The 26,270-nt window shown below is 63.3% G+C and carries 26 protein-coding genes and 2 pseudogenes; 11 read left to right on the top strand and 17 right to left on the bottom strand.

The window, feature by feature from the left end:
- Positions 1-150 precede the first annotated feature (150 nt).
- The 4 genes and pseudogenes from AC5RVS_RS03325 to AC5RVS_RS03340 all read left to right on the top strand — a co-directional run.
- A pseudogene (locus AC5RVS_RS03325) lies at positions 151-294 on the top strand (IS256 family transposase); the annotation flags it as partial.
- Positions 295-540: 246 nt separating this feature from the next.
- Positions 541-1,536: an amidohydrolase family protein gene (locus AC5RVS_RS03330; protein WP_494107097.1), complete on the top strand. Its 996-nt coding sequence runs from the start codon at positions 541-543 to the stop codon at positions 1,534-1,536.
- A 658-nt stretch (positions 1,537-2,194) separates the two neighbouring features.
- The gene (locus AC5RVS_RS03335; protein WP_494107098.1) at positions 2,195-3,559 is read left to right on the top strand and encodes an MFS transporter; all 1,365 of its coding nucleotides are present in this window, start codon (positions 2,195-2,197) and stop codon (positions 3,557-3,559) included.
- A 185-nt stretch (positions 3,560-3,744) separates the two neighbouring features.
- Positions 3,745-4,140: pseudogene (locus AC5RVS_RS03340) on the top strand (CoA-transferase); the annotation flags it as partial.
- 527 nt (positions 4,141-4,667) lie between these two features.
- Here the strand turns inward: AC5RVS_RS03340 and AC5RVS_RS03345 are convergent.
- Together AC5RVS_RS03345 and AC5RVS_RS03350 are read right to left on the bottom strand one after the other, a co-directional pair.
- Positions 4,668-4,994: an alpha/beta hydrolase gene (locus AC5RVS_RS03345; RefSeq protein ID WP_494107099.1), complete on the bottom strand. Its 327-nt coding sequence runs from the start codon at positions 4,992-4,994 to the stop codon at positions 4,668-4,670.
- Positions 4,988-5,254, bottom strand: coding sequence for a hypothetical protein (locus AC5RVS_RS03350; protein WP_494107100.1), 267 nt, complete (start codon positions 5,252-5,254; stop codon positions 4,988-4,990). Before AC5RVS_RS03350 ends, AC5RVS_RS03345 begins: the two co-directional genes overlap by 7 nt.
- Positions 5,255-5,362: 108 nt before the next feature.
- On the opposite strand from AC5RVS_RS03350, the gene AC5RVS_RS03355 reads away from it, so the two are divergent.
- The 4 genes from AC5RVS_RS03355 to AC5RVS_RS03370 all read left to right on the top strand — a co-directional run bounded on the left by AC5RVS_RS03355 (position 5,363) and on the right by AC5RVS_RS03370 (position 7,248).
- Entirely contained in the window at positions 5,363-5,611 is a 249-nt protein-coding gene (locus AC5RVS_RS03355; RefSeq protein WP_494107101.1) for a ParA family protein, read from the top strand.
- On the top strand, positions 5,568-5,861 hold the full coding sequence (locus AC5RVS_RS03360) for a ParA family protein (protein ID WP_494107102.1): 294 nt from the start codon (positions 5,568-5,570) through the stop codon (positions 5,859-5,861). Before AC5RVS_RS03355 ends, AC5RVS_RS03360 begins: the two co-directional genes overlap by 44 nt.
- A 370-nt stretch (positions 5,862-6,231) precedes the next feature.
- Positions 6,232-6,618, top strand: a complete 387-nt coding sequence (locus AC5RVS_RS03365) for an MFS transporter (protein ID WP_494107307.1) — start codon at positions 6,232-6,234, stop codon at positions 6,616-6,618.
- A gap of 420 nt (positions 6,619-7,038) precedes the next feature.
- Complete coding sequence (locus AC5RVS_RS03370; RefSeq protein WP_494107103.1) at positions 7,039-7,248, top strand: hypothetical protein; 210 nt, start codon at positions 7,039-7,041, stop codon at positions 7,246-7,248.
- Positions 7,249-7,751: 503 nt separating this feature from the next.
- Here AC5RVS_RS03370 and AC5RVS_RS03375 read toward each other — a convergent pair.
- Complete coding sequence (locus AC5RVS_RS03375; RefSeq protein ID WP_494107104.1) at positions 7,752-8,750, bottom strand: PDR/VanB family oxidoreductase; 999 nt, start codon at positions 8,748-8,750, stop codon at positions 7,752-7,754.
- 330 nt (positions 8,751-9,080) lie between these two features.
- The gene (locus tag AC5RVS_RS03380) at positions 9,081-10,349 is read right to left on the bottom strand and encodes a cytochrome P450 (protein ID WP_494107308.1); all 1,269 of its coding nucleotides are present in this window, start codon (positions 10,347-10,349) and stop codon (positions 9,081-9,083) included.
- Positions 10,350-11,286: 937 nt separating this feature from the next.
- Here AC5RVS_RS03380 and AC5RVS_RS03385 point away from each other — a divergent pair.
- From AC5RVS_RS03385 to AC5RVS_RS03395, 3 genes are all read left to right on the top strand, one after another.
- Positions 11,287-12,801, top strand: a complete 1,515-nt coding sequence (locus AC5RVS_RS03385; RefSeq protein WP_494107105.1) for a sugar ABC transporter ATP-binding protein — start codon at positions 11,287-11,289, stop codon at positions 12,799-12,801.
- A gap of 37 nt (positions 12,802-12,838) precedes the next feature.
- Entirely contained in the window at positions 12,839-13,888 is a 1,050-nt protein-coding gene (locus AC5RVS_RS03390; protein ID WP_494107106.1) for an ABC transporter permease, read from the top strand.
- Between the two features lie 230 nt (positions 13,889-14,118).
- Positions 14,119-15,129, top strand: a complete 1,011-nt coding sequence (locus tag AC5RVS_RS03395) for a sugar ABC transporter substrate-binding protein (RefSeq protein ID WP_494107107.1) — start codon at positions 14,119-14,121, stop codon at positions 15,127-15,129.
- Positions 15,130-15,270: 141 nt separating this feature from the next.
- On the opposite strand, the gene AC5RVS_RS03400 is transcribed toward AC5RVS_RS03395, so the two are convergent.
- From AC5RVS_RS03400 to AC5RVS_RS03460, 13 genes are all read right to left on the bottom strand, one after another.
- A complete protein-coding gene (locus AC5RVS_RS03400; protein WP_494107108.1) occupies positions 15,271-15,678 on the bottom strand; it encodes an N-6 DNA methylase in 408 nt (135 codons plus the stop codon).
- 467 nt (positions 15,679-16,145) lie between these two features.
- A complete protein-coding gene (locus tag AC5RVS_RS03405) occupies positions 16,146-16,727 on the bottom strand; it encodes a biotin transporter BioY (protein WP_494107309.1) in 582 nt (193 codons plus the stop codon).
- Positions 16,728-16,907: 180 nt separating this feature from the next.
- Entirely contained in the window at positions 16,908-17,177 is a 270-nt protein-coding gene (locus AC5RVS_RS03410; RefSeq protein WP_494107109.1) for a hypothetical protein, read from the bottom strand.
- A 198-nt stretch (positions 17,178-17,375) separates the two neighbouring features.
- Complete coding sequence (locus AC5RVS_RS03415) at positions 17,376-18,548, bottom strand: bifunctional 2-methylcitrate synthase/citrate synthase (RefSeq protein WP_494107110.1); 1,173 nt, start codon at positions 18,546-18,548, stop codon at positions 17,376-17,378.
- Between the two features lie 21 nt (positions 18,549-18,569).
- Positions 18,570-19,475, bottom strand: a complete 906-nt coding sequence (gene prpB / locus AC5RVS_RS03420; RefSeq protein WP_494107111.1) for a methylisocitrate lyase — start codon at positions 19,473-19,475, stop codon at positions 18,570-18,572.
- The gene (locus AC5RVS_RS03425; protein ID WP_494107112.1) at positions 19,476-20,996 is read right to left on the bottom strand and encodes an MmgE/PrpD family protein; all 1,521 of its coding nucleotides are present in this window, start codon (positions 20,994-20,996) and stop codon (positions 19,476-19,478) included.
- A complete protein-coding gene (locus AC5RVS_RS03430; protein WP_494107113.1) occupies positions 20,993-21,649 on the bottom strand; it encodes a GntR family transcriptional regulator in 657 nt (218 codons plus the stop codon). Before AC5RVS_RS03430 ends, AC5RVS_RS03425 begins: the two co-directional genes overlap by 4 nt.
- A gap of 154 nt (positions 21,650-21,803) precedes the next feature.
- Positions 21,804-22,436, bottom strand: coding sequence for a carbonic anhydrase (locus AC5RVS_RS03435; protein WP_494107114.1), 633 nt, complete (start codon positions 22,434-22,436; stop codon positions 21,804-21,806).
- Between the two features lie 192 nt (positions 22,437-22,628).
- Positions 22,629-22,967, bottom strand: coding sequence for a biotin transporter BioY (locus tag AC5RVS_RS03440; protein WP_494107115.1), 339 nt, complete (start codon positions 22,965-22,967; stop codon positions 22,629-22,631).
- A 106-nt stretch (positions 22,968-23,073) separates the two neighbouring features.
- A complete protein-coding gene (locus tag AC5RVS_RS03445) occupies positions 23,074-23,958 on the bottom strand; it encodes an alpha/beta fold hydrolase (RefSeq protein ID WP_494107310.1) in 885 nt (294 codons plus the stop codon).
- Between the two features lie 268 nt (positions 23,959-24,226).
- Positions 24,227-24,694: an FAS1-like dehydratase domain-containing protein gene (locus tag AC5RVS_RS03450; RefSeq protein WP_494107116.1), complete on the bottom strand. Its 468-nt coding sequence runs from the start codon at positions 24,692-24,694 to the stop codon at positions 24,227-24,229.
- Positions 24,687-25,109 (bottom strand): Zn-ribbon domain-containing OB-fold protein, encoded by a 423-nt coding sequence (locus AC5RVS_RS03455; RefSeq protein ID WP_494107117.1) that lies wholly within the window; start codon positions 25,107-25,109, stop codon positions 24,687-24,689. The genes AC5RVS_RS03450 and AC5RVS_RS03455 overlap by 8 nt, the downstream gene beginning before the upstream one ends.
- Positions 25,106-26,266: a thiolase C-terminal domain-containing protein gene (locus AC5RVS_RS03460; RefSeq protein WP_494107118.1), complete on the bottom strand. Its 1,161-nt coding sequence runs from the start codon at positions 26,264-26,266 to the stop codon at positions 25,106-25,108. The genes AC5RVS_RS03455 and AC5RVS_RS03460 overlap by 4 nt, the downstream gene beginning before the upstream one ends.
- Between the last annotated feature and the right edge of the window lie 4 nt (positions 26,267-26,270).

A 26,270-nucleotide genomic window follows, 5' to 3' on the forward strand; every position in this document is an offset into this window, starting at 1 on the left:
AACGCTATGTCAATCCCTGAATGGGCGTTTAAATTCTCGGCGACCAACCTGTCCGGCGCCCGGCGGAACCCCGATCGCGACAGGATCGGCGTCATCCGCCTGCTTCTGCACGGTCTTGGTCCTAATTTGCGCCAGGAAGGCCGGCCGAGGATGACCGGAATAGCGCGGGGGTGGGCTCGCCTAAGAGGAGCAGCGAAGAAAACGGTGACCCCGACAGAGGCCGGGCGTTCCGCAGTGCGTGGACTGGTCAACGCCGCTCGCGCCAAGGGTGAGGACCTGACCGGCCCGGATGGGTGAACTCGGAATCGGCTCGGCGCGTCGGCCAGTTTCTCGCTTCTCGGACAAGTCTCCGGCCTGACTGACGCCGCAAGGAAGCCTTGACTCGCGGACAAGCGTGTGGCAGCGTAGCGAGCGTTAGACAAGGATGTGGTGCCGGTCACACGGATGTCGGTGAAACTCGCGTCCCCTTACACTTGGGGCCGATCCAGGCGTGTGCTGCCACTAACACCAAAATTTCTATGGACACTGGAGGCGAAGTCATTGACGAAACTAACCCATGGCATGGTCGAGGAAGCGATCATCGAGCCTGAGCTTGAGATCACGGATGCCCACCACCACTTCTTCCCGGAGGGTCAGCACTGGTGGATTAGGGACTACTCGCTGGACGACTTCCTTAAGGACACGGCGTCGGGCCACCGGGTCACGAACTCGATCTGGATGGAGGCGCGCGGTGCGACCAGCCTGTCCAGCCTCGATGAGGTGACTTACGTCACGGAAATCGCCCGTGAGAGCGAGCGCCGTGGCGGAACTGTTATCCGTGGGATGGTAGGCGATTTCAACCTCCGGCACGGCACCGCCGCCGGCGAGGGCCTCGATCGTCTGCTCGAGGCGAGCGAAGGGCGGTTCGTGGGCATCCGCCAGTCCAGCGTGTGGGACCCCTCGCCGGAGGTCACCACCTACCTGACCGACCCCGAGGAAGGGCTGCTCCTGAGGCCCTACTTCCAGGCCGGCTTCGCGGAGCTGGCCCGCCGCGATCTGTCGTTCGATGCCTGGGTCTACCACCCGCAGCTGCCGGAGGTCGCAGCCCTGGCGGATGCCTTCCCCGAGACGCGGATCATCGTGGATCACCTCGGCGGACCCGTCAAGCTGGGACCCTACGGAATGAAGCGCGACGCGACCCTGGCCGTCTGGAGGCGCAACATGAGCGAACTCCAAAAACGCCCGAACGTGTTCGTCAAGCTCGGCGGTCTCGGGTTATCGGATTTTGTGGAGAGAGTCGACGTCACCGGAGACCCCGACGTCGCGCCCACCTCAGCGCAGCTGGCCGACTACTGGCGCAACGAGGTGCGCTGGTGCATCGAGACCTTCGGAGCCGACCGGTGCATGTTCGAGACGAACTACCCGGTCGACGGCCTCATGTGCTCGTATCCCGTCCTGTTGAACACGTTCAAGCGCATGGTCTCCGATGCCAGTCCGGACGAGAAGCGCCAGTTGTTCGCGGGCACCGCACACCGTGCCTACGGCCTGAACATCTAGTCGAGCAAGTCCGCCCGAACCGCGACCTACCTCAAGTCTGCCCGCAAAACGGCGAACCCCCTCCCGATCCGGGGGTTCGCCGCTTTGGTGCGAAGGGGTTTTGTGTTCCTTCCGGATCGGGGAAGGGCTACCCTAGGCGGCCTCCCGGTTGGGAGCCGCGGTGTTCTCGTAGTTGATCGGGCTCACCATTCCGATTGTGCTGTGGCGACAGCCGTGGCTGTAGAACCAAAGCATGGGCCAAGCACGACGGCCTGGGCCGCGGGGTGAGCTCGAACTCGCGGTGTGAAAGGACTTCCCACTCAAGTGATGAGAAGAACGCCTCAGCGGCCTAGTGATCGAAGCATTATCCGGCTAATAGCCTCGGATTCGCCATATCGGCCGGTTAATGATTCAGCTGTTTCGGCAGCTCAGCTTCTGGAGTTGTTCTTCGTGGTGCCTCCAACAGCGGGCGACTGCCGGAAACACTCCCGTAGCCGGCCTGACCCCTCCTAGGATGGCGCCGCGGACTGGAATCAGTCCGCGCAGTACGGATAAGAGCAGTAGTTTTTGTGATCACGCCGACACCCGTCACGGACACACCACTTCATCGTTGACGTCAACCGTTCCAGCCTGATCCCTCAGAGCGCTACGACGGAGTAGCGAAGAAAGCGAGAAGAGAATGTCAGAGACAACCCTGAGTACGGAAACCCGTGCCCAAAAGGATCTTTATAAGAAGGTGATGTGGCGTCTGATGCCACTCGTCTGTACCTTATATTTCGTTGCTTACGTCGACCGGTCGGCACTGGCCTTCGCCGGCCCGAACGGCATGAACGATGAACTCGGACTGACAGCCGCAGCCTTCGGCCTCGCCTCCGGAATATTCTTTCTCGGATACATCATCTTTGAGGTCCCCAGCAACATCGCACTTCAACGATTCGGCGCCCGGGCGTGGCTGACCCGAATCATTGTCTCCTGGGGAATCGTTCAGGCTCTGACCGCCTTCGTCACAAACGATGTGTTCCTCAACATTGCGCGTGTGCTGTTGGGAATCGCAGAAGCAGGCCTGGCCCCGGGCGTACTCCTCTATCTGACGTACTGGTTGCCCGCCCGACGCCGAGTGATCGCGTTTGGAATTTTTTTGGTGATGGGGATAACTTCCGGAATCTTGGGCGGACCGCTGGTGACCCTGCTCATCGAATGGGGAAACGCGCTTGGATGGAATTTCTCAGGCTGGCGGTTCATGCTCCTTGTGACTGGAATCATCCCCATTCTTCTTGGAGTCGTCACCTTCCTCTATCTCACCGACAGCCCGGCGAAGGCACACTGGCTCACCACCGAGGAGAAGCTGACTATCGATTCGGATTTGACTCGGGACGCCCAGAATGCCCCCGCGCGCCGCAGCGAGACGAGTGCCGGGTGGCGAAGCAGCAAGGTCTGGCTCATGGCCCTGGGATACCTCCCACTCGCGTACACGGCATACACCCTCACCTTCTTCCTGCCCAAGATCATCGGTGGCTTCGACGACGAGTTTGGCGTTAGCTACAGCCCGCTTCAAATCGCCTTGCTCACATCGATTCCGTCAGTATTTGCGGTTATTGTCATGTTCTTCGTCGTCCGCTCGGTCGCCAAACGCGCCAAGCCCGGATTGCACGCTCTAATCATGGCACTCACAGCGGCAGGCGGCGCCCTGGCCACCATCAACGCTGGTTCCCCGTTTGTGAGCATGGCCGCCTTGTCTTTGACGGCGGTCGGTGCGTTCGTCATCTCCACAGTGACATACAGCATGGTGCCGAAGCTGTTTTCCGCGACGGCACTGGCCGTCGCATTCGCCTTGATCGGCGCTGTGGGCAACACAGGCGGGTTCCTCGGCCCCTACATCACAGGCAGTTTGATGGATCTGACCGGAAGCGACACCATCCCGTTCATCATCGTGGCCATAATGTTGGTTGGCAGCGGCTTGATCTTCTATCTGATCGACCGTAATGCCGATAATGCCAAGAAGCTCAACCCGGCCCAGTCTTCACGAGCCGATATCGAGGTCTAGCAGTCTAGCTATGAGGAAGGTTCCGGCTCAGAAGCAAAATCTCGAGCCGGAACCTTCCTAAATATGGAGAAGGTCAGGGTCGACAATGACAATGACGGCTGGTTAGACACAACGATCCAGGGAAAAGCCCTGGGGTTGGCAAGCTTCGGGAGGCGGCTCAGCAGAAAGACCGCAGGGCTCGTTTCGAGTTGCCCTACTTCCACCAGGTGCACTCGTTCGCGATGATGCGCGGCGCGCACCTGGACATCTGCGTCCTAGGCGCGTTCCAAGTCTCAATCACCGGTAACCTCGCGAACTGGCACACCGTGGCACCCGGGGCGATTCCCGCCGTCGGCGGTGCCATGGACCTCGCCACCTGTGCCAAGGACGTGTTCGTGATGATGACCCTGCTCATCCGCGAAGGTGCCTCCAAATCGTCGAAGCTGCACCTACCCTCTGACCGGTGTGGGCTGCGTGACCCGCGTCTACACCGACAAGGCCGTTTTCCTCACCGGACCGACGAAGTGACCGTCCGCGAAGCCTTCGGCTGCACCCTGGGAGAACTCCGGGAACTCGTGCCCGTCCCCCTGAAGGCCCCGTAGGGGCCACAAACGACCTTGAATCCGGCCAGCGCACAGCCGTTGCCTACGCCGCCATGCCCACACTGATCGTGGATGCCGTGCCCATCACCCAGGCTGCGTCCACGAACGGCCTGATCAGCCTCTTCCGTGCCATTGGCAACTCGACTGCGAGCGCGGCAGATGCGCCGTCTTCACCTCTGTCACCACGGCGGCCCGAGACACCCGTCTCCCCTCGCTTGAGGCTTTGCGGGACATATTCTGAGTGGCGGCGACTGCGACGCCAAAATCAGGGCTCGCAGCGATCTATATCCCGCTTACGACCGTAGTTGCCCAAGCGGCTGCGTCCGACGCCGCCGAGCCTGTGCCGCAGCGACCCGTCTTGGCAATCGACCAGCGCCTATCCCACCCGTCGTCGTAAACCGTCCATCAAACCAGCGGCGAGTCCGTGGACTGGAGCCGATGGACGATGGAAGCAACGACTCTGTGGCCCTCCCTATAATGCCGGCCCATACCTGATGGTGGCCGACTTCGAACGCGCATAATTCAGCTCATTCGCGAGGTTGACCATCTTCGATGGCGTCAGCAAGCGGTGCCAAAGCAAGCTCGCTGTTGATCCGCCACGGGTCCACTCCCAGTTCCTCGCCTTGCCCGGCCAGCCACACCAGCCCGGCGTAGCAGTCCTCGACTGGACCCGGGTGCGGAGTCTCCGGGGCCAGGCGGTAGTCCACCGACACCACGAGCAGATTCAGCTCCTGAGCCCATTCCAAAACCTCCGGGAGATTTGTTCGGGCGTCGCCCATCACCATGCCGCCACTGTGGATGGTGTAGACGGTCGCTAAAGGCGTGCTGGACTTGGTAGGGCGACAGATCAGCAAGGGAACCTCGGGGAGCCCTCCGGCCCGGGCACCAGCCGTTCTTGAACCTCGAAGGCCCCACCTCGGGCCAGGTCCTCGTTCGAGGGCGGCTCCATCCCCGGCACACCCTGCCGCAGCGTAGGGATGGCCTCGTGGGTGACGCCATCCGGGGGCAGGAACTGATAAAGAAGCGACAGGGCGGCGGCCACTTCCGGGTCGAACGGCGGCGGTGGGCCGACCTCCGCCGCGGAGGCCGACAATGAGGGTAACGTCTTTGTCATTAGATCTCCCTTAGGTTACATCCGGGGCCTCAAGTGGCACCGGTCACACCAGTATGATGCCCATACGGTTCCGGCGGGAGCCGTCGGGCGGCGGGAAAAACCCGCCACATGGCGGGCAAGGGAGGCGTCTTGAAGAAGACGCTGACTGCAAACATCGACGCTGTACTGGCCACCTCCGGGTGGAAGCTCCTCCTCGTAGACATGGACCCGCAGGGAAACTGGCCTCGATATTGGCTACAGGCACGGCGAACTGGACGACGACGGCAGCGCACTTGCTCAAAGCCTCTTGTTCGGGACAGTCCTGAGGCCATAGATGGACGTAAGGCCCGACCTCGACGTGATTCTCGGAGGCGCTGAACTCGACCCAGCGGCAGCTGGGCTAATTTCGCAGGGAAGCAAAGACGGGAGCAAAGCGAAGCTGGCCCTCGCTCGGTCGCTCGCCCCGATCGCCGAGAACTACGACATCATCTTCATTGATTGCCCTCCTGGAAATGAGCCCCTACAGGTGGCAGCACTGGGTGCGGCTCCGTATGTAGTAGTACCCACCAAGACCGACAAGGCCGGCCGTGAAGGCCTCGCAGACGGCTGCCTCGCGCCGGCGGGCTGAGAGCGCCCGGCCATCGCCGTCCCCACGGGAATCCGATGGGGGAAGCCCTCCACCAGCCGAAGGTACACCGCGGTGTTCTCGTAGTTGACCAGGCCCATCACGCCGATCGTGCTGTGGCGCCCGCCGTGGCGATCGTTGGGGTAATGATTCAGCTATTTCGGTAAGTCAGCTTCCGGAGTTGCTTTTAGAGGTGCCTTCAACGGCGGCTGCCTGCCGGAAATGCTCTCGTAGGCGGCCTGCGGAGAGGAAAACTTGTGAGAAGGCGCCGCTGGGCTGTCAGGGGTAACTCGAGCGCCACCATCGCCGTACTGGCCGCCGCGGGCGGCACGTTCGCAGTTCTCTAGTCCATTGTCAGCCCGCCCTGCCCGCCCTGGCGGAAAACATCATGACGATGATCGTCGGACGCCTCATCCAAGGCATCGGCGGGGGCGCGTTCCCTCTGGCCTTCGGCATCCTGCGCGACCACCTCGACGGCCGGCGGTTGAACCAGGCCGTCGGCGCGGTCGCCGGAATCGGTGCAGGATGCGCCGGCCTCGGCGGCGTCCTCTCCGGCATTGTCGTAGAGACCGCGGGATTCCGCTGGTTATTCTGGGGACCGATGATCATGATTCTGGTCGTCACCGCGTTGCCGCCTTCACCCCGTTCCCCTGTCCCGCTCAGTGCCGGATCCGTTGCCCTGTTCACGGTGTGGCTCGCCAGCCTCTTGCTCGTCACCGGCCAGGCCCGCAGCTGGAGGCAACTTCCGCCCCAATCCTGATACTGCTCGTCTTGGCAGTGTGCGGGATCCTGGCATGGGTACTGGTGGAACGCAGGTCCAAAGGTCCCATGCTCGATCTGAAAATGGTGCGCGGGAACACCATGTGGACGACCAGTGCTTCCGCTGCGCTGCTCGGCGTCGTCCTCTACGGGCTCCAGGCCTTCCTGCCCCAGTTCGTCCAAACCGCCCCCACCACCGGGTACGGACTCGGACTGACCGTCCTCCAATCCGGGCTGGTTCTGCTGCCCATGGCCACCGTCATCTTCACCAGGGGATTCGTCTCGGCCCGCCTCGTCCACCGTTTCGATACCCGGACAGTCATGGTCGCCGGCCCCGCCTTGGCGACCCTCGGGCTGACCTTCCTCCTCCCCGCTCCTGTACACCCTGTATCAGGCCCTGGCCGCCAGTACGCTCTCCGGCGTGGGCACCGTGGGCGGCGCGCTCGGCGCAGCCCTAGTCGCCACCGTCGTTTCTCCCACGCCGGCCCAACCGCCCACCGCGGGGGCCTACCAGACCGGCTTCACGTTCATCGCCATAGCAGCAGCCCTAGCAGTCATTATCGGAATGCGCGCCAAGGAGCCAGCCAAACAAACGAGGATCAAGGGCGCGGCGGAAACCTCGATCTCCTGACAGCACGTCCGAACGAATGCTTCTAGTTTGGGTTGGCCGGCAGAAGAAACCTTTGGTAGGAGCCAGTCCACGGTGTGGTGGCCAGGGTTTGGCATGAGCTCGTCCGAGCCGGCCGGGGGCAGGTTCGAGGAGGCGGCAACCATCGCATCGAATTTCGGCTTCGCCGACTGGACCGCACCTTCACAGAACGAGAGGAACCGATGCCAAAGCTCCTTAAACAGCGTGCCAGGTGAGGAGGCCAGAAGGACTGCGGCGAGCCATGGCGATGCTGTCGGGGCAACAGTCGGGCACCTCGCTCGTAGATCGGTTGAGTGCTAACGCGGGAATCGTCCCCGGTCGCCTTCCTGCCGACCAGTCAGGTCGGCAGCGGGCAGGTGCGTGGTCGACTGATGGCCGTGGGGCGGGGCGGAGCCCGTAATCGTCCGATACCTATACGGACAACACCCGCTCGGACCGTGCCAGAAACTCAAGACAAACGTGCAAGTTTAGAACCCCCGGCTTCGCTAGAGGTCAAGCACCAGTCCCCCGCTTATGCAGCGCGAGACGCAGATCATCATGCAGTCGTTCGCACGCCTTTCCTCTGCATCGAGGATGGAGTCGCGGTGCTCGGGTGACCCCTCGATGACGGGCGTCTCGCAGGTCCCGCAGGTGCCCACACCACATGACCACAGCACGTGGACGCCTGCTTCCTCCACCACCTCGAGGATGCTGCGCTCGGGCGGGACGCTAAGGATCATTCCCGACTTTCGAAGCTCGACGTCGAAGGCTTCAGCTCGAGCTGACTCGGTGAGGGGCCGCGCAGCGAACCGCTCGAGGTGCAGGCTCCCGGGGGCCCAGTGGGCGCACCCCTGCTCGACCGCCTCGAGGAGGGGGGCTGGCCCGCAGCAGTAGACCTTGGTTTCGGCATGGGCCGCCCCTAGCAAACCAGCTAGGTCTATCAGGCCCTTCTCATCCTCTGGCCACAGCGTGACCCGGTCGCCGTAGATCGCGAGCTCGTCCACGAAGGCCATGGTTGACAGGTGCCGGCCTCCGTAGATCAAGCGCCAGCTCGCGCCGACCCGATCGGCTGCGGCGAGCATCGGAAGGATGGGGGTAATCCCAATGCCGCCAGCGATAAACAGGTAGTTGTCCGAGGGCAGCAGGCGGAAGTGGTTACGGGGCCCCCGGACTCGGATGGTCGACTCGACCGCCAGGTTTTCGTGGAGGTAGCGCGAGCCACCGCGGCCGCCGGGCTCGTTGAGGACTCCGACGCGCCATCGTCGATGATCCGACGGGTCCCCGCACAGCGAGTACTGCCGTGGCCCGACGCCGGGGACCAGGAGGTCGATGTGGGCACCCGGCTGCCACAGCGGGAGCTCTGAGCCGTGCACCTCTCGCAGAGTGAAGATGGCGACGTCCTTGGTGCTGCCTTCGCGTCCCTCCACAGCCATGTCGAACTCTGCTTCTCTGAGCTCTGTGGTCAGCGTTCCGGTGTTCAGGTCAACCTTGTCCAGTTGTGTCAATTGTCTTCCCCTTACTTGAGCGCAGACACGGATGGCGAGTTGCCTGAGCCTTTGTGATCATTGTGTTCCCCACGGGCGCGGAGACGGTCAAGACGCGACGCTCGCGCCGAAATCGGCCGCCCCGCTCCGTGCCCGTGGGAGCGACCTGCGCGACGCCTCAGCGTGAGGTGCCATCGGGCTTGCTCAGGTCAGCTCACCCCTGCTGTTCGCGGACGGGGCGGCCGAGGTCCAGCGGAACGGTGCGCATCGCCGCCACGCGCTGCTGCCGGTTGCCGGCCTCCTTGGTCATTCACGGTGCAGGCTGCTTCCACAGGAGGTACGCTGAGCTGCTCATGATGCCGCCTCCCGCGCGCTGGGGGCCCGCAAGGCAGTGACGCGCATCCACGCCCTGTCGAAGACGTCGTTGGCGCCCTTGTCCGTGTTCCTGACCACCTTGTCGGGGTCGAACGAGTACTCCTCGATCCGCTCCAGCAGGCCCTGCAGCGTCGCCGTCACCATGGCCTGAACCAGATGCGAGCCCAGGCAGTTGTGGATGCCGGCACCTAGGGCGAGGTGCTGAAACCCCCGCCGCTCGGGATCGAACTCGTCCGGGTGCTCGTACATCGCCGGGTCGGCGTTGGCCGCCGCCAGATGCACAAGGATGCGATCGCCCTTGCGGATCTGCATCCTGCCGAGTTCGACGTCGCGCGTGGCAGTACGCGCGGTCGTCATCCCGGGGTTGAAGTTGCGCAACCCCTCCACGACGAAGTCGGAGATTCGGCTTGGGTCGGCGCGGAGTTGAGCGCGCAGCTCGGGCCGGTCGGCGAGATAGAGCATGCAGTGCCCCGTGAGGGCCTGAGGGTTCTCAAGGGAGGCCAAGAGCAGCTGCGTGACCATGCCCTGAACCTCGTCGACGGAGAACTGTCCGTCGTTGGCCTGATGGAGGGTGGAGATCAGGTCGTCGCGCGGCTCCTCCTTCCGGGCTCGCACGACCTCGCCGACGTAGGCGAGGGCCTCCGACAGTGACATCTTGACCTCCTCGGAGCCGTCCTCATCCGACCGGGCGTACTGTGAAGGGCCTTCCATCGCACGGAAGATCGCCGCCGGATCTTCCAGCTCGAGACCCAATAGCTCGCTGACCACTCCGGCCACGACCGGCATGCCCACGTCGTAGACGATGTCGAACTCACCTCGCGGCAGGACGCGGTCGAGCACGCGGTCCACGTGCAACTGGATCATGTCGGCCTTCGCCGCCACCCGCCGCTTGGAGAAGGGCCCGCTCAGCACGGCCCGCGGAGTGTCATGGCGCTCACCGTCGACAAAGAAGAACATGCCGGGCGTCTCCGCCATCGCCCGAACCTCCTCCGGCTGCGGGAGGATCGGCCCGAACTCGTGAGCACCCTCCACAGGCCCGATGGTGAACGTCTCGGGATCCATCAACACCTTGCGGTTCGACTCGTAGTCGGTGACGACCCAGAACCCGCCGTGGCTCTCGCTCCACACCACCGGCCCCGCCTCCCGGACCTCCCTGTGGATCTCTCGATAGTTCTGGCCGAACTCGAACGAATGATGATCGTACGGGCAGACCTTGCGGCCATCGCTCCGCGTCTCTACGTTCATGTTCACGTCCGTATCTCCTGTCGTTGTGGTTCACCCGTGTGCTCCCGCAGGTGGAGCGTCCCTACGCCTTCAGCAGCTTTAGGGCCTGCTCCCGAAACTTCGCCGGGGTACATGCTTGGACAGTCCAGCAAAGCCCCCGGCGCCCGAACGTCATGACAACCGCAAGGAGGCTAGTAGATCAGCCTCATCCATGCTGGTCGTTTTCCTACTTTCAACTCACACAGTCGTCTGCTGCTAAGCGTCAGCCCTGCACTACTTAGTGATTTGCTGCCAGACTGTTAGTGAGGTGAGTCACAAGGAGAATATCCACGTAGCGAGCGCTACGTCAACCCCTAGCGGTTTCCGCACGTTTAGCCTCCGCAACTTGAGCAGCGTGGAATTGCCCGAAGCCTTCTGGCCTATCAGCGCATGCGCCTCGCCCGCTGCGACGTTCAACGAGACCTTTGGCAGCACGCGTGCCGCCAAAGGTCATCGACACCGACCCCCGCTCACGCCTGGCGTGCTCTGCCCCCATCCTCGAGGCAGACTCCTCGAAGCTCTCCCCGCTCGCCACGACGCGACCCGCTGACTCGTCGGGATCTCACCCGGCTCGCATGGGCCGCATGTGACGGGACTTGCCCGGACGTGCAGGCGCGAAGGTGAACTACGCGTTTTTCGGCTGACAACCCCACCGTCCCCGACAGCATCGAGGTCAAGGACCCAACATCTCCCAGAAATCCGAGCGAACAAAGACATTGACATAACGATCGCTACACGGCAGGATTCTTATCCACTGACCTCCCTAGATCACAGGGATGCTGCTGGAACTATGCGGGGGCGCAGGTGTGCCATCGGTCCACAGAAATCGCAGAGAACGAGGATCCATACCGGGAATCTCTTCATGATGGGCAAGCCAAAGTGTTCCGTGATGAGCGAGTAGAAAGTCAGGCAGGAAGACATGGATGTCAAGGGACGAGCACCACGGCTCGAGCTGCACGCCGTGTCAAAAACCTTCGGAGGCACGCGAGTGCTCCACGACGTCTCGTTGGACGTCGCAAGGGGTGAGGTGCATGCGCTGATGGGCCAGAACGGTTCGGGCAAGTCCACGCTCATCAAAATCCTCGCCGGTTTCCACGAGGCGGATCCTGGTGCGAGTGCGATAGTTGACGGGCGACCCCGAGCCTTGGGTGACCCCGATGACATCCACCACGCAGGCGTGCGGTTCGTGCATCAGGATCTCGGTCTCGTCCCTGGCCTTTCCGTTGCCGACAATCTCGCGTTGGGGTATGGCTACGCTACGGAGCTAGGGACTCGCATCAACTGGCGCCGTCAGAGGGAGGCCGCTCAGACAGCTATCCGGGCGGTCGGTTACGAGCTCGATGTCCGCATGGCAGTGGAGGACCTGCAGCCGGTGGAGCGAACAGCGGTGGCCATCGCACGGGCGCTGCAGAGCGCCCGCGGCGACATGTCAGTGCTGGTATTGGACGAACCGACGGCGACCATGCCGAAGGGGGAGGTTCAACGGCTCTTCTCCATCATCGACACCGTGCGTCGCCAAGGTGTCGGTGTGTTGTATGTGTCGCACCACCTGGATGAGATCTTCGAGATCGCGGACCGTGTGACGGTTCTAGTGGACGGCCACGGCGTGGCGACGAAGCGCTGTGCGGAGCTCAATCCGAGGTCGCTGGTCAATCTCATGACTGGTGGCGTTGCCGACGATGTCCGGAGACGGTCTGTGCCCTCCCCTGACGAGCCGTTGCTGGCACTTGAGGGTGTCAGGGGCGCCGAGCTCATCGATTTCGATCTGCAGGTGCGTGCGGGTGAAGTGGTGGGTGTCGCCGGAATCACCGGTTCGGGCCGTGAGGAGCTCTGTTCCGTGATCTTTGGAGCCAAGCCCCGAGACGGACGTGTCACGGTAGGGGGTCGCGAGCTCCCGGGCTCACGTCCGCACCTGTCGTGCGCCCTCGGCTTGGGGATGGTGCCCGCCAACAGGCTACGCGATGGGGTCGCCGTCGGCCTCAACGTACGGGAGAATCTAAACCTCACCACGGTGCGCCGTCTCGCACCGCACATCCGGATCCGCGGTCGGGATGACCGCCGTCAAGCCGAAACGATGATGCGCACGCTGGCAGTGAAGGCGCCTTCGCTGGAGGCTCCGATTGAGGCCCTGTCGGGCGGCAACCAGCAGAAGATCGTCTTGGGCAAGTGGCTTCAGGCTGCCCCTGTCGTCCTGCTGCTGGACGAGCCTACCCAAGGTGTTGATGTCGCGGCGAAGGCAGAGATCCACCACTTAATAGATGCAGCGGCAACACAGGGCATGGCAGTCCTGGTCTGTTCATCGGACGAGGCGGAACTCGAACGCCTCTGCGACAGGGTGGTCGTCCTGCGTCAGGGCCGCACGGTCGCAGAGCTTCACGGTGCCGAAATCCAGACGCGCCGTCTGGTCCATATCAGCTTGGGGCTCACTAAATGAGGCCCGCAAACGAGGAGTCGTCTGTATGATCCCAAAAGTGACCTCTGACGTGTCCACGGACCGCGGCAACGTTATAGAACCACAGCGCTTGCCCGGTCCCGAAAGCACGAGGCAGGCCAAGCCTGCGCGGTTCCTGGAGCTCATGAGACTGGACAGGTACTCTGGCCTGTACCTGGCCGTGATCCTAGCAGTGGTGTTCTCGCTGTTATTGCCGCACACGTTTGGGACCGCCAACAACGCGGCAGTGATCGCAGGCAGCGCCGCGATCGCTGGGATCCTCACCTTAGCGGTCACCGTTTCGATGGCTGCTGGCGCCTTCGACATCTCCCTCGCTGCCAACATGACCTTCTCTATCTGTCTGCTGGGATGGATGGTGACTGATGGGGGCGTACCCTGGCCGCTCGGCGTCGTGCTCACGGTGCTGGCCGGTGCGGCGATCGGTGCGGTAAACGCGGTAATCATCACCCGCATGGAGGTCGACCCTATCGTCGCGACGCTCGGCATGTCGTCGATTCTCGCTGCTTTGGCGTTCTGGGTTGCCGACGGCCAGACGATCATGCTGGATCAGGTCGGCTCTACGTTCACCGATGCAGGCTCGGCGGCGATCGGTCCGGTGCCCATCACGGTCTTCTACCTCGCCGTCGTGGCCATCGTGCTCTGGTTTGTACTGGAACATACCCCGTTTGGGCGCTATCTCTACGCCATAGGGTCCAATCCGAGGGCAGCGAAGCTCGCCGGCATTAGGGTAGAGCGCTTGCAGTCGATCTCGCTGATGATCACGGGCGCGCTCGCAGCGCTTGCAGGCGTCATCCTCACCATGCAATTGGGTGCAGCGTCCTTCAATGCCGGCGCGCCATACTTGTTGCCCGCCTTCGCTGCCGCATTCCTCGGATCCACTCAGGTTCTTCCTGGCCGCTTCAATGTCCGCGGCACGATTATTGCTCTTTATCTGCTCGCCATAGCCGTCAAAGGACTCCAGCTCCAATTCCCCGACCTGCCCTGGATCAAGGACCTCGTCGAAGGACTGGTCCTCATCGGCGCGGTCAGCATCACCGCACGAGCGATCAGAAAGCGCCGATCTCAGTAGCACCATCTCATCCCAACCCGCTAGCCGCACCCAGACAGGGCGCGCTCAGAGCACAGGAAAGCAGGCCCTCCATGCCCTCTCATCTCTCCTTCCTCCCTCCTTGGCGTCGTCTCCTCGTGGGCCTCGCCGCCAGCTCCACGATTCTCGCCCTGGCCGCCTGTAGCGGTGCCGTTCCTAGTACCGGCGCCAGCGCCGAGAGCGGCGAACTTTCCGCAGACTCGCAGCAGTGCGTGGAAAATGTCAACAAGTATTTTGACGCGCGCGGCGGGCTGCTGCCCGAGTCGCTGCCGGCCACGCTCACGCCTCTCAGCAAGCCCCCGGCCCAGGGCGTGACGATCACCCGGCTAACCCCGGGATCTGTACCGGTCTCGCAGGAGGTGAACGACAACATAGTCGCCGGTGCTGCAGAGATGGGGTGGACTGGTAAAGGCGTAGTTTACGACGGGTCGGTGGAGGACCTCACCCGTAAGGCTCTGGCGGCCATCAACGACGCCAAACCCGGTGACGTCGTCGTTATCGATGGATTGTTCCCCGGCGAGGTACAAGGACCGGTCAAGGCCGCTAAGGACAAGGGCGTGCTGCTGATGCTGGGCTCGATCAACGAGCCGCCTCAGGAGGTGCCGGGATTCGGCGGCACGCCGCTCGGCGGGGACCTATACTCCAATATGGGGGAGTTGGGCGCCTACTCGATCCTGCGTGCGACGAACTGCCAGGCCAACGTCGCTTTCTTCTCCCTCCCCTCCGGCCCCCAGCATGTTGCTGCGGAAACCATGGGCAACATCCTCAAGCAGAAATGCCAGGACTGCGACGTTTCAGTCACTGATATCCCATTCGCGAGCATCGGTTCCCCCGCCGCTACCAACGCCGTGGTCTCCAAACTGCAGTCCGATCCGTCAATCAACTTCGCGTACTTCGCCCTCGGGGACCTGGCCGTCGGGATTGAGCCAGCTCTCAAGCAGGCGGGTATCTCCGTCGAAATCGGCGGCCACATTCCGAACCCGACTAGTCTCGCAGCGCTAGAGAGCGGTGCGAACTCTTTCTGGATTGGCCTCCCGACGGCGATGTCGGCTTGGATTAACCTCGACACCGCCGCTCGCGCGCTCGACAGCGGTAAGCCCGTAGTCGGTGAGTCCTACCCGCTATCGGTATTGACGGAGGACAACATCGGGTCCGCGACCTCGGTGCCCGTCTACCCGCAGGACTACAAGGAACAGTTCAAGAAGCTATGGAAAGTGAACTGACGGACGGCACGACTGACGCGCTGGGCTGGGGCAGCCGCGAGGGTCTGCAGCTCGGCGTGGAGGTGGGTCGCAAAGGCCTCGCCGCGGGGTCTTTCTCGGACTCGCCCGAGCCGGCGCCGCCGGTGAAGAGCGGCGAGCCATTCAAGACGATGCCGATGCGCGAGCCGCCGTCGTGCGCCGGGCGCATCTTGCGGACCAGATGCAGCAGGAACAGCAGCGAGCCGTCGCTGACCCGAGTGAGGCCCGGACCGAAGCGGCCGTCGAAGCCGTGGAGTTCGTCTTCCTTCTGGATTTGCGGCTGGATCTTCTTCCATTGATGTTCTGGTCGTTGGCGAGGGTGTCGCCGACGGAGATCTTGGAGATGTCCTGGCCCTTGATCAGCAGGTCCGACTTACAGATGGCGTAGGACTCGTCGTTGATCTCCTGACCGTAGGCGACGAGGGAGGCGCTCGGGTTGAGTGAGTGAAGGTGTTCCTGGGCCACGGTGAACATGCCGCCGGTTCCGGCGGTGGGGTCGTAGATGGACCGGACGATGCCCTCTTTAGACACAGTTCCTCGCGCCATTACGGCTGCTCGAAGCGCTGCTGTCCGACTGCGGCCTTCCGCCCAAGCAGGCAAGCTGGGGAGCCCGGACGCTGATGCACTTCATCTTGGGGCGGTCGCCGAGCGACAGCCACGGGCTGAGCTCGCCGGCGCCCGCCTGATGCCTTCCGGCTTCCAAGAACTGGAGGCGGACGAATCATTCGACTTCGGTGTGGACACCATCCTCCGGTGGCTGGGGTTATAAGTCGCTCCAGCCGCGATGTACGCGTCGTCATGCCGGCGGTTATCCACCTCCGGAATGAGGCCGCCCGCTATCGCGCTCTGCTCCACGGTGTGGGGGCAATGCCTCTGGACGCCCATGGAACCCGGTGTACTGGTGACGGCAGTGATGGGAATGCAATCGTGTCGAGCTATTCACGCATGCATGACTCCCGCTCACTTTTGTGGCGGTGGGGACCGGCTTGTGGGTCAGATCATCGGTGGCTCTGCTGCCCCTCCCGGTCCGGGCGCATCACGATACGCCGGCCGTTAGGTACCAAGGGTTGCGCGTCCGGCAACCACACGCTAACCGCGGGAAAATTCTTGGGCAGCCGGGCGGCCACCTTCCATGCGGCGGGCATGGCGGCGGCCGCGATCAGGGATTTCACGATGCCGCCGATCATGAACGGGTACAGGCCCCACTCGAGCGTCTGCTGCAGGTCCGCGCCCAGCGAGATGGACAGCCAGGCCATGCCGAAGACGAAGGTGATCACAGTGCCGGCGAGGAAGGAGACGGTGGCGCCCAGGAACTTTTTGTCCCAGTTGCGCTTGGCCAGCCAGCCGGTCAGGCCTGCGGCCGCAACGAAGCCCACCAGATAGCCGCCGGTCGGGCCGACGGCAGCGGCCAGGCCGGAGGAGGCCTCGGAGAACACCGGCATGCCGGCGACACCGGCCACCCAGTACAGCGCCATCGCCAACATCCCGCGCACCGGGCCCAGGGTGCTGTCGACCAGCAGCACGGCCAGGGTCTGGCCGGTGATCGGGACCGGCCACAGCGGCACGGCCAGCTGCGCCATCACAGCGGTCAGGCCGGGCGGTCAGGCCGGCGCCGCCACCACCAAAGCGGTGTTAGCCAGGGCGGTGCTGGGAACGAGGGCATCGGCCAGAACACCCTGGCGTGCGACAACGGCTGTACTCATATTTACTCCTTCTCATTGCCCGGCAGACTTCCGTCGGCCAAACCATTCGTGACAAGACTAGAACTTTGATTTGCCCGCGATTCTGTATAGGAAGGGGGCAGATTGCTCATCGGTCCAAGCTTCATATGAACTCCTCTTTTCGAAGAGTCTTCTTTCGGACCCTGCAGGGTTCACCCAAAGAATGGACCCGTCCTCTGTCACCGCGTCCACAATGCCTGAGCAAATTGTCATGCCGTTCAAACGGACATCGATGTTAACCCCCTCGAGTGCGGCCCAATCCTCAACTTTTTTCGGCTTCAGTGCGGTCAAGTGTGACGTCTTCTCCATAAGAAGCTGCTTTCTAGATAGGTGTCTCCAGTGATTTCGAATTAAGTTGTTTGGTACTCATGAGATGCATCTGCTCTAGCTATCACTGCTCATTTTTGCTTGGACAAAGTGGCGGTGGGGCACCGTAATCGTGGCGGTAAGCTTGACGATCCGGGTGATCGTCCGGTGCCCCACCGCAGTTCATGGCAGCTGGGGCGGTTACAGCTGGATGCTCTCTTTCACAGAGCGCTCGGCTCGGCCGTTGTACTCGCTGAGCGGACGGATCAGCGAGTTCGATTCCAGCTGCTCCATGATGTGGGCGGTCCAGCCGGTGATGCGGCTGGCCACGAAGAGCGGGGTGAACATTTCCGTGTCGAACCCCATGAGGTGGTAGGTGGGGCCGGCGGGGTAGTCCAAATTCGGTTTGATGTTCTTGGCCTCGGCCATCGCGTGCTCAAGGCCGTCGTAGAGGCCGAGTATTTCGGGCCGTCCATAGTGTTCGATCATCTTGTCCAGGGCGGCCTTCATGGTCGGCACGCGGGAATCACCGTGCTTGTAGACCCGGTGGCCGAAGCCCATCACCTTCTGCTTGTCGGCCAGAGCCTGCTCCATCCAGGTCCGGGCGCGGGCGGCGGCCTCCTCGCGGGGCTCATCGGGGCGGATGCCGATCTGCTCGAAGGTGTGCATGACCGCCTCATTCGCTCCGCCGTGCAGCGGGCCCTTCAGCGCGCCGATCGCACCGGTCACGGCCGAATGCAGGTCGGACAGCGTGGACGTGATCACGCGCGCCGCGAACGTGGACGCGTTGAAAGAGTGCTCCGCGTACAGGATCATGGACACATTAAAGGCGTCCACGACTTCCGGGGCGGCCTCTTCACCGAAGGACATCCAGAGGAAGTTCGCCGCGTAGCCCAGGTCTTCGCGCGGTTCCACCAGCTCCTGGCCGCGGCGGCGGCGCTGGTCGTAGGCGACGACCGCCGGGAAGGCTGCCAGCAGCTCCACGGCTTTGGCCATGTTCGCCTCCGGAGAGGAATCCCCGGCCAGCGGGTGTCGGGCTCCGATCACGCTGGCGGCCGTGCGGCAGACATCCATCGGGTGCGCCTCGAGCGGCAGCACATCGATGACCGATTTCACCACCGGGTCCAGGGCTCGTCCGCCGCGTTCGGCCGTGGTGAAGTCGTGGAGCTGAACCATGTCGGGCAGCTCTCCGTTCCACAGCAGATAGGCAACTTCTTCGAAGCTGCAGTGCGCGGCCAGGTCCTGGACCGGGTAGCCGCGGTACAGCAGCGAATTGGTCTCCGCATTGACCTTGGAGATTTTCGTGGTGTCGACGACGACGCCGGCCAGCCCTTTGTGGATCTGCGGTGCTTCGGTTGATGCATCGGTGCTCATGGCGACTCCTATGTCTTGTGGTCAGTGCCGGCCGGGCACTTGGAAATTGAATACAGAGGTGTCGAATTGGTTATACGCCTCGTAGTCCACCAATTCGTACAAACGCGCACGGGTCAACATGTCCGCGACCCGTGACTGCTGGGTTCCGTCGGACTTGATGGCGTCGAGGGTCCGCTCGGCGGACCCCATCGCGCTGCGCAGCAGGGTCACCGGGTAGATGACCATGTTCACGCCGGCCCCGGCCAATGACTCTGCGGTGAACAGCTCGCTTTTGCCGAATTCGGTCATGTTGGCCAGCACCGGTACGTCAACTGCGTCGCGGATGGCGGCGAATTCCTCCAACGTCCTCATGGCTTCGGGGAAGATTGCGTCCGCGCCGGCATCGACCAGCGCGCGGGCACGGTCTTGGGCGGCAGCCAGGCCGTCCACGGCTCGGATGTCAGTCCGGGCCATGATCAGGAAGTTTTCGTCCCGGCGGGCGTCCGCGGCGGCCCGGATCCGCTTGCTCGCGGTCTCCAGGTCCACCACGTTCTTGCCATCCAGATGGCCGCAGCGCTTGGGATTGAACTGGTCCTCGATGTGGCAGCCGGCCAGGCCCGCGTTCTCCAGCTCCTGGATGGTGCGGGCCACGTTCATCGGTTCGCCGAAGCCGGTGTCGGCGTCCACCAAGGCGGGCAGGTCGGTCATCCGCGCGATCTGGCCGGCCCTGACGGCGACTTCGGTCAGCGTGGTCAGCCCGATGTCCGGCAATCCCAGGTCGTTGGCCAGCACGGCGCCGGAGATGTACACACCGTCGAACCCCTTCTCCTGAATCAGCCGCGCCGACAGGGGATTGAACGCGCCGGGGAACTGCTGCAGCTCCCCGGAAGCCAGCCCCTCGCGCAGGGTCCGGCGCTTCTGCTCCGGGGCGGTCGCAGAGTAAAGCATTTAGAACAGCCCCTTCGGTCCGGCCGCGAGGTCGATGACCCCGCCGGCTGCCTGGATATTCAGCTGGTCCAACTCTCCGGCGGACAGTTCGGGCAGGCGCTCGGCGGCGGCCAGGAACCTGTCGATTTCAGCCTCGTCAACGATTCCGGCCGCCAGCGTGCGCAGCTTATTCACGTACTGTTCCCGGGCGAACGGGCGGGCGCCCAGCGGGTGGGCATCGGCCACGGCGATTTCGTCGGTGATGACCGTTCCGTCGGCCAGGGTGATCTCCACAGAGCCGCCGAATGCCTTCTCCGAGACGTCCAGCGAATGGTAGCGGCGGGTCCACTCCGGGTCTTCCTCGGTGGTGACCTTCTGCCACAGCGCCACGGTGTCCGGGCGGGCCGCACGCTCGGGGGCGTACGAGTCAACGTGGTGCCAGGTGCCATCCTGCAGGGCCACCGTGAAGATATAGGGGATCGAATGGTCGAGTGTTTCGCGGGAGGCCGCGGGGCTGTACTTCTGCGGATCGTTCGCGCCGGAGCCGATCACGTAGTGCGTATGGTGGCTGCTCTTGATCAGCACCGACTTCACGTTCTCCGCGTCGGTGGCCTCCGGATGCATGCGGTGCAGCCTGCGGGCCAGATCGATCCAGGCCTGTGCCTGGTACTCGGCCGAGTGTTCCTTGGTGTAGGTGTCCAGGATGGCGCGCTTGGGTTCGCCCGGGGCCGGCAGCGGCACGTCGTAGGAGGCATCCGGGCCGTCCAGCAGCCAGGCGATGACGCCGTCTTCGCCCTCGTAGATCGGCACGGGAGAGGTCTGGCCGCGCATCGCCCGGTCCACGGCTTCCACCGCCATCTTGCCGGCGAAAGCCGGTGCGTGGGCCTTCCAGGTGGAGATTTCGCCCTTGCGCGATTGGCGCGTCGCCGTCGTCGTATGCAGCGCCTGGCCGACGGCCTGGAAGATGGTCTCCGTATCCAGGCCCAGCAGCGTGCCGATGCCGGCGGCGGCGGACGGTCCCAAGTGGGCCACGTGGTCGATCTTGTGTTTGTGCAGGCAGATGGCCTTGGCCAGATCGACCTGGATTTCGTAACCGGTGGCGATGCCGCGCATCAAATCGCGGCCGTTCGCGCCGACGTGCTGGGCCACCGCGAGGATCGGCGGGATATTGTCGCCCGGGTGCGAGTAGTCGGCGGCCAGGAACGTGTCGTGGTAATCCAGTTCGCGCACCGCCACGCCATTGGCCCACGCCGCCCACTCCGGGGAGGTTTTCCCGGCGACGCCGAACACCCCGGCGCCTTGTCCGCCGCCGGAGACCGGGTGGCTCAGCGCCTGCGCCCGTGCGGCGACGATCGGTCCCCGTTTCAGGGAGGCGACCGCCACCGAGGCATTGTCGATGATGCGGTTGATCACCATCTCGGCCACGTCGGCGGAAACCTCCACCGGATCGGTGGCTACCTGGGCGATCTTGTAGGCGAGCTGGTCCTCGCGCGGCAGGTTCTCTTCGCTGCGGTAGACGCGTACTTTGTGGTCAACGGTCATGAAACTGTCCTCTCGGCTGAATTCTGGGTGGCCTTGAGATGCTCAAGGCTCTGGTTCAGGTGCACCAGTGTCGCTGCTGCGGCGAGCTGGCTGTCTCCCTCGGCGATCGCGCCGGCGATGTTGGCATGTTCGGCCGCCGAGGCCAGCAGCCTGGCCGGGTTGTCCTTCGCCAGGCGCCGAACCCGCATCATGTGAACGCGCAGGTTCGTCAGTGCCTGGCGAAGGTACTCATTGGCGGCTGCCTCATCGATGGCAGCATCCAGCCGGGAAACTAGCTCGTAGTAGCCGTCCCGGTTAGGGTCGTCGCCCCGCAGCAGCGAGGCTGCCGAGGCGAACTCACGCTGCAGCTTGCGGAACTCATCCGTTTCACCACGCTTGGCCGCCAATGCTGCCGCGTGGCATTCCAGGGCAATACGCAGTTCGAACAGCTCGATTACGTTCTCCAGCGAGACGTCGGCGACAACGACGCCGCGCCCGCTGTGGGGAGTGGTCAGGCCGTCGGCATTCAGCCGGCCCAAGGCCTCGCGCAGGGGAGTGCGGGAGACACCCAAGCGCTCGGCCTGTTCCACCTCCCCTAGTACCGTCCCAGGCCTGAGGCGCCATTCGAGAATGTCCTCACGAAGCACCTTGTAGGCGCGATCACTGGCACGCATACCTCGAGTGTATACATACTGAGCCCTCAACGCTACAAGTTCGCGAAAAAGACAACTGGTTGTATACATTGCCGCGATATTTCAAAGGGACTGGTTCGAGCGCAGCAGCCTTTCCGGACGTAGTCGATTCCACGACGCCATGCCGGGAGGTCGGTCAGCGGAGAACCGGATCAGAAAGTGCGCCGTGCCCGACGACCAGGTCTACCCGACCGTCGGCAAGCCTGTAGGCGACGCCGACGACGGCTGTCTGTCCGGCTTCGACTGCCGCTGAAATGGCGCGGGAGCTGTCCAGCAGGCGTTCAGATGACTGGCGCACGTTTTCGATCACCATGTCATTGATATCCTCGAGGCCGGACCGCCGGGCCGTTAGCACAGACGGAGTGATCCGCTCCACCAAGTCGCGGAGGCCGCCACGCGGCATTTCGCCGGTATCCACAGTATTCTTGGCTGCCTTGACGGCCCCGCAGCTGTCATGGCCAAGGATGACGATCAGCGGCACGTTGAGTATGTCCACGCCATATTCAAGGGAGCCAATGACGGCGTCGCCGAGAACGTGGCCGGCGGTGCGGACCACGAAAGCATCGCCTAGCCCCAGGTCGAAAATGATCTCGGCTGCCAGCCGGGAGTCGGAACAGCCGAAGATGATGGCGAACGGATGCTGTTCGTTGATCAGCGAACTGCGCCGGGCCGCGTCCTGATTCGGGTGGACGGAGCTGCCCGTTACGAAGCGTGCATTGCCGTCGAGGAGTTTTTGCCAGGCTTGGGCGGGAGTCAATGTTGTAGACACTAAGCAACCTTACTGATTGGGACAGCTCTATGCCTCAGGGGCGATCGGCCGAGGTTGAGCTAGTTGGTCTGAGATGCGCCTAATATTCGGAAATTCAATGGCTATTGCCGCGTTCTCCGGGGGTAAACCAGAGCGAAATCAGCGACACTTGGCTGCCAGGTGGCGGCATCCAGAGCCACCTGCGCGTAAGCGCTACCCGAGGGAAGGATTTTTGGGAAGCCGGGTGGCAAACTTCCACGCGGCCGGCATGGCTGCCGCGGCGATCAAGGACTTCACGATGCCTCCGATGATGAACGGGTACAGGCCCCACTCGAGCGTCTGCTGCAGGTCCGCGCCCAGCGAGATGGCCAGCCAGGCCATGCCGAAGACGAAGGTGATCACAGTGCCGGCGAGGAAGGAGACGGTGGCGCCCAAAAACTTTTTGTCCCAGTTGCGCTTGGCCAGCCATCCGGTCAGGCCCGCGGCCGCAACGAAGCCCACCAGGTAACCGCCGGCCAGAACACCCTGGCGCGCGACGACAGCTGTACTCATGTTTACTCCTATTCGAGGGGATATTCTTTCTAGCTGGACTTCGCACACCGCAGGCTCCGTCGGTGGACAGGAAACCGGTCGGCAGCCTGCAAAGCGCACGTCCTGATTAGAGTGAGTTGAGGAATGCGGCAAGGTTGGCTGTGAAGATATCGTTGTCGTCACCGGCCACCATATGACCTGCAGAACTAACTTCCACGGCTGTCGCGCGGGGAATCAGGTCGATCATCTCCTGCACGCCCTCCATACTGACGATGTCCGATTGCCCACCGTGCACGACCATCGTGGGTATGGTGATCCGGCTCGCTGCCGAGCGTGCGCGGCCGTAGCCAGCCTCGTGTGTGGGTTCTTCACCGCCCGGCAGGAGGGCTGGATCCCAGTGCCAATACCATCGGCCGCCTTCTTTCAACCGGACATTCCTGCGGAGACCGTCGATGTTAGTCGGGCGATCGCGATGCGGGTTGTACGCGGCCACCGCATCCGCCACTTGTTCCAGAGATGCGAACCCGTTCGGGGCCTGGCTCATGAAGGACCGAATGCGGTCAATCCCTGCAGGCTCCGGTCGGGCCACGATGTCTACGAGCACCAGACCGCGGGCGATACCGCCGATCTCACCCTCCGCAATCAGGGCGGTCATTCCGCCCATGGATGCGCCGACGAGTACAGGTTCATCGCCGATCGCGTCCTGTACGGCAACAAGGTCGGCGACAAGGGCAGCTAAGGAATAGTCTCCCGTCGGGGACCAGTCGCTGTCACCGTGGCCGCGTGCATCAAGCGCATATGCGTTCCACCCTTCGCCTGCAAGACGCGATCCTGTACTTCGCCAGGAATGACGGGTCTGTCCTCCTCCGTGCAGGAGGAGGACGCTGCCCTTTGTTGCACCCCGCCCCGACCACCGATCCCCTACCAGCCGAAGCCCGTTGGACTGAAAAGTCACGGTTTCCCGATTCACGCGCCCGAGCCGGCGCGAACCGGAGGATAACAATCTTTCCATACGGTTCAAGTGTTTATCCCTTCGAGTTGCCCGCAGCAATCGGGTGGGTAGATATCCACGGCCGCATAACCTGATCGGTGCCTCGCCGGCTCATTATGCTCTATGGGGTGGGCTTGACGGTTCTAGCATTCTTTCTACGACCTTTCTTCGTACGACCAGCACGCGCAATTTCAGGCTGACATCCGGTTTCCGATCTCCCGCGGCCAAAACGCCGATAATCGACGCTATGAACATCTGGACGACGAGCGATACGGGGCGGAGGCAGGCCTCACCGCGCGATGCGCGAATAGTGCTCCTGTACTACGAGCTCGCCGTCGCGTGCGTAGTCGCGCCGGAACGTATAAATCTCAAAGGGTCCGGACCTGCCAGTCTTACGCTTCACATCGAGCAAGACCTGGGTGACGGTAATGATGTCGCCCGCCACGATCTGCCCAAACCAACGAACCGTCGTCTCACCCGCGACGATCTTCCGCACGGCCAGTGGGTCGTCTATTGGGAGCCCCCCGTCGCTGAGCTCAGCTCGCGTATAGACTCGCCCCATCGTCAGGCCCAGCGCCGTGAAGAAATAGGGCGGTGCGACAAGGTCGGTGAAACCGGCTCGTTGCGCCGCTAGCACGTCATGATGCTTAAGGGAGGAGATCCCGGCGGCCGCGGCGAACCGCATGATCGCCTCTCGCGTTATGGCGATCGTCGCCACTTGGGGGGGGAACTGCGTTGTTCCGATGTCTTCACTCATCGATCCTCCAAACCAGCAGCTGCAACCCGTCTCGGTGCTCGCGTTCGCCGCGCATTCGCATTCCGACGCGGAGGGTGGGAGATGCGTTCGTCTCGGCGAGTCGTCCCAGCAGACGGACACGATCTGTCGTTTTCAGCTCGACGATGACGACCGTGTACGGCACGAGAGAGGAGAACTCCGGAGACGGCGCCCGATGGGTAGTGGTCCACGAGTAGAGCTCTCCGATCGGCTCGACAGGTTCAGGCTCGAAGATGTCCTCGCCGCACGTCGAGCACGACGGGCGCGGCGGCCACCCCAGGCAGCCGCAGGCGATGCAACGCGGCACGAGCAGGTCAGAACGGGTGTCGCCTTGCAGGTATGGCACGATCTCGGGTGCGATCAGTTGCGCGCGGTTCAGCATCTCTTCGGTGTTCATCGCATCTCTCTTCCGCCGAGCAGCGCCATGGAACCATCTCCCCAGTCGCCCCAGCCGGTCACGGCTGCAATCCTCGCGTCCTCGACTTGGCGTCCCGTGGCCTCGCCGCGGAGCTGCCGAACGGCTTCGGCGACATGCGAAAGTCCTAGTAGGTGACCCTCGGAGAGCAGGCCACCGTGTGTGTTGGTGGGGAGCGAGCCCCCGAGCCTTAGTGCCCCGGAGGCAACGAAGCTGTCGACCTCGCCCCGTGGGCAGAAGCCGGCCTCTTCCAACTGATGCAGCACCTCGAAGGTAAAGCAGTCGTAGATCATCGCGGTGTCGACGTCGTGTGGCCCGAGGCTCGCCTGCTCGTACACGGCCGGCGCGGCGGTCGTCAGGCCTATCCGGAACCAGTCTTCGCGATTGGTGAGGTCGTCGGCGCTCTCCGGACGGGCGGCGCTGAACGCCAGAAGCGGGATATCGCGTGCGCCCATGTCAAGGACGCCCCGATCCCTGCTCGTCATCACCACGGCCACGGCACCGTCTGTCTCCAGGCAGCAGTCGAAAAGCCGGTACGGTTCGGTGAACATAGGGGAGGCATCGTAGTCCTCACGCGTCATCGTGCGTCCGAACATCATGGCGGCCGGATTGAGCTGGGCATGGGCCCGCATCGTCAGAGCGACCTCGGCGAGTGCATCCGGACTCGTGTCGTACTCGGCCATGTGGCGCTGCGCGATCATCGCGTACCACTGCGCTGGCGATGACCATCCGTAGGGGCGCTCGAGAAATTCACGGAACTGCTGACCCGGGAGTGCGGCGACGCGACGACCAATCCTGTTGGCCGAGCGCCCGTTGCGCGCGAACACGACGAGGGCGACGTCGGCGAGTCCTGATCGCAGGATCGTCTCGGCGGTGCCCACCGAATTGAGACCACCGTTCCCGCCGGGTGGAGGAAGGAGATCGGCGACGCCGTCGTCCAGCCCCAGCCCGGCGATGACATCCTCGGTGAACAGCGAACCACCCACGGGGACGACAGCCCCGACATCGCCGGGCGTCAGTTGAGCATCGGCGAGTGCGCTCAGCGCCGCTTCTCGTGCGAGTGCTCCGACGGATCTTCCGCTGGCGCGGGAGAACTCGGTCGCACCGATTCCCGCGAGGAATACGGGTGCAGTGCTCATGTAA

It is taken from the genome of Arthrobacter sp. Y3221048 (genome assembly GCF_059092685.1).

Bases quoted from the DNA above. Each gene is read 5' to 3' on its own strand.
- AC5RVS_RS03335 (WP_494107098.1), top strand. From the start codon at position 2,195: ATGTCAGAGACAACCCTGAGTACGGAAACCCGTGCCCAAAAGGATCTT.
- AC5RVS_RS03350 (WP_494107100.1), bottom strand. From the start codon at position 5,254: ATGACAAAGACGTTACCCTCATTGTCGGCCTCCGCGGCGGAGGTCGGC.
- AC5RVS_RS03355 (WP_494107101.1), top strand. From the start codon at position 5,363: ATGGCGGGCAAGGGAGGCGTCTTGAAGAAGACGCTGACTGCAAACATC.
- AC5RVS_RS03360 (WP_494107102.1), top strand. From the start codon at position 5,568: ATGGACGTAAGGCCCGACCTCGACGTGATTCTCGGAGGCGCTGAACTC.
- AC5RVS_RS03380 (WP_494107308.1), bottom strand. From the start codon at position 10,349: ATGAACGTAGAGACGCGGAGCGATGGCCGCAAGGTCTGCCCGTACGAT.
- AC5RVS_RS03385 (WP_494107105.1), top strand. From the start codon at position 11,287: ATGGATGTCAAGGGACGAGCACCACGGCTCGAGCTGCACGCCGTGTCA.
- AC5RVS_RS03405 (WP_494107309.1), bottom strand. From the start codon at position 16,727: ATGGCGCAGCTGGCCGTGCCGCTGTGGCCGGTCCCGATCACCGGCCAG.
- AC5RVS_RS03410 (WP_494107109.1), bottom strand. From the start codon at position 17,177: ATGGAGAAGACGTCACACTTGACCGCACTGAAGCCGAAAAAAGTTGAG.
- AC5RVS_RS03415 (WP_494107110.1), bottom strand. From the start codon at position 18,548: ATGAGCACCGATGCATCAACCGAAGCACCGCAGATCCACAAAGGGCTG.
- prpB (WP_494107111.1), bottom strand. From the start codon at position 19,475: ATGCTTTACTCTGCGACCGCCCCGGAGCAGAAGCGCCGGACCCTGCGC.
- AC5RVS_RS03425 (WP_494107112.1), bottom strand. From the start codon at position 20,996: ATGACCGTTGACCACAAAGTACGCGTCTACCGCAGCGAAGAGAACCTG.
- AC5RVS_RS03430 (WP_494107113.1), bottom strand. From the start codon at position 21,649: ATGCGTGCCAGTGATCGCGCCTACAAGGTGCTTCGTGAGGACATTCTC.
- AC5RVS_RS03440 (WP_494107115.1), bottom strand. From the start codon at position 22,967: ATGAGTACAGCTGTCGTCGCGCGCCAGGGTGTTCTGGCCGGCGGTTAC.
- AC5RVS_RS03445 (WP_494107310.1), bottom strand. From the start codon at position 23,958: ATGGAAAGATTGTTATCCTCCGGTTCGCGCCGGCTCGGGCGCGTGAAT.
- AC5RVS_RS03450 (WP_494107116.1), bottom strand. From the start codon at position 24,694: ATGAGTGAAGACATCGGAACAACGCAGTTCCCCCCCCAAGTGGCGACG.
- AC5RVS_RS03455 (WP_494107117.1), bottom strand. From the start codon at position 25,109: ATGAACACCGAAGAGATGCTGAACCGCGCGCAACTGATCGCACCCGAG.
- AC5RVS_RS03460 (WP_494107118.1), bottom strand. From the start codon at position 26,266: ATGAGCACTGCACCCGTATTCCTCGCGGGAATCGGTGCGACCGAGTTC.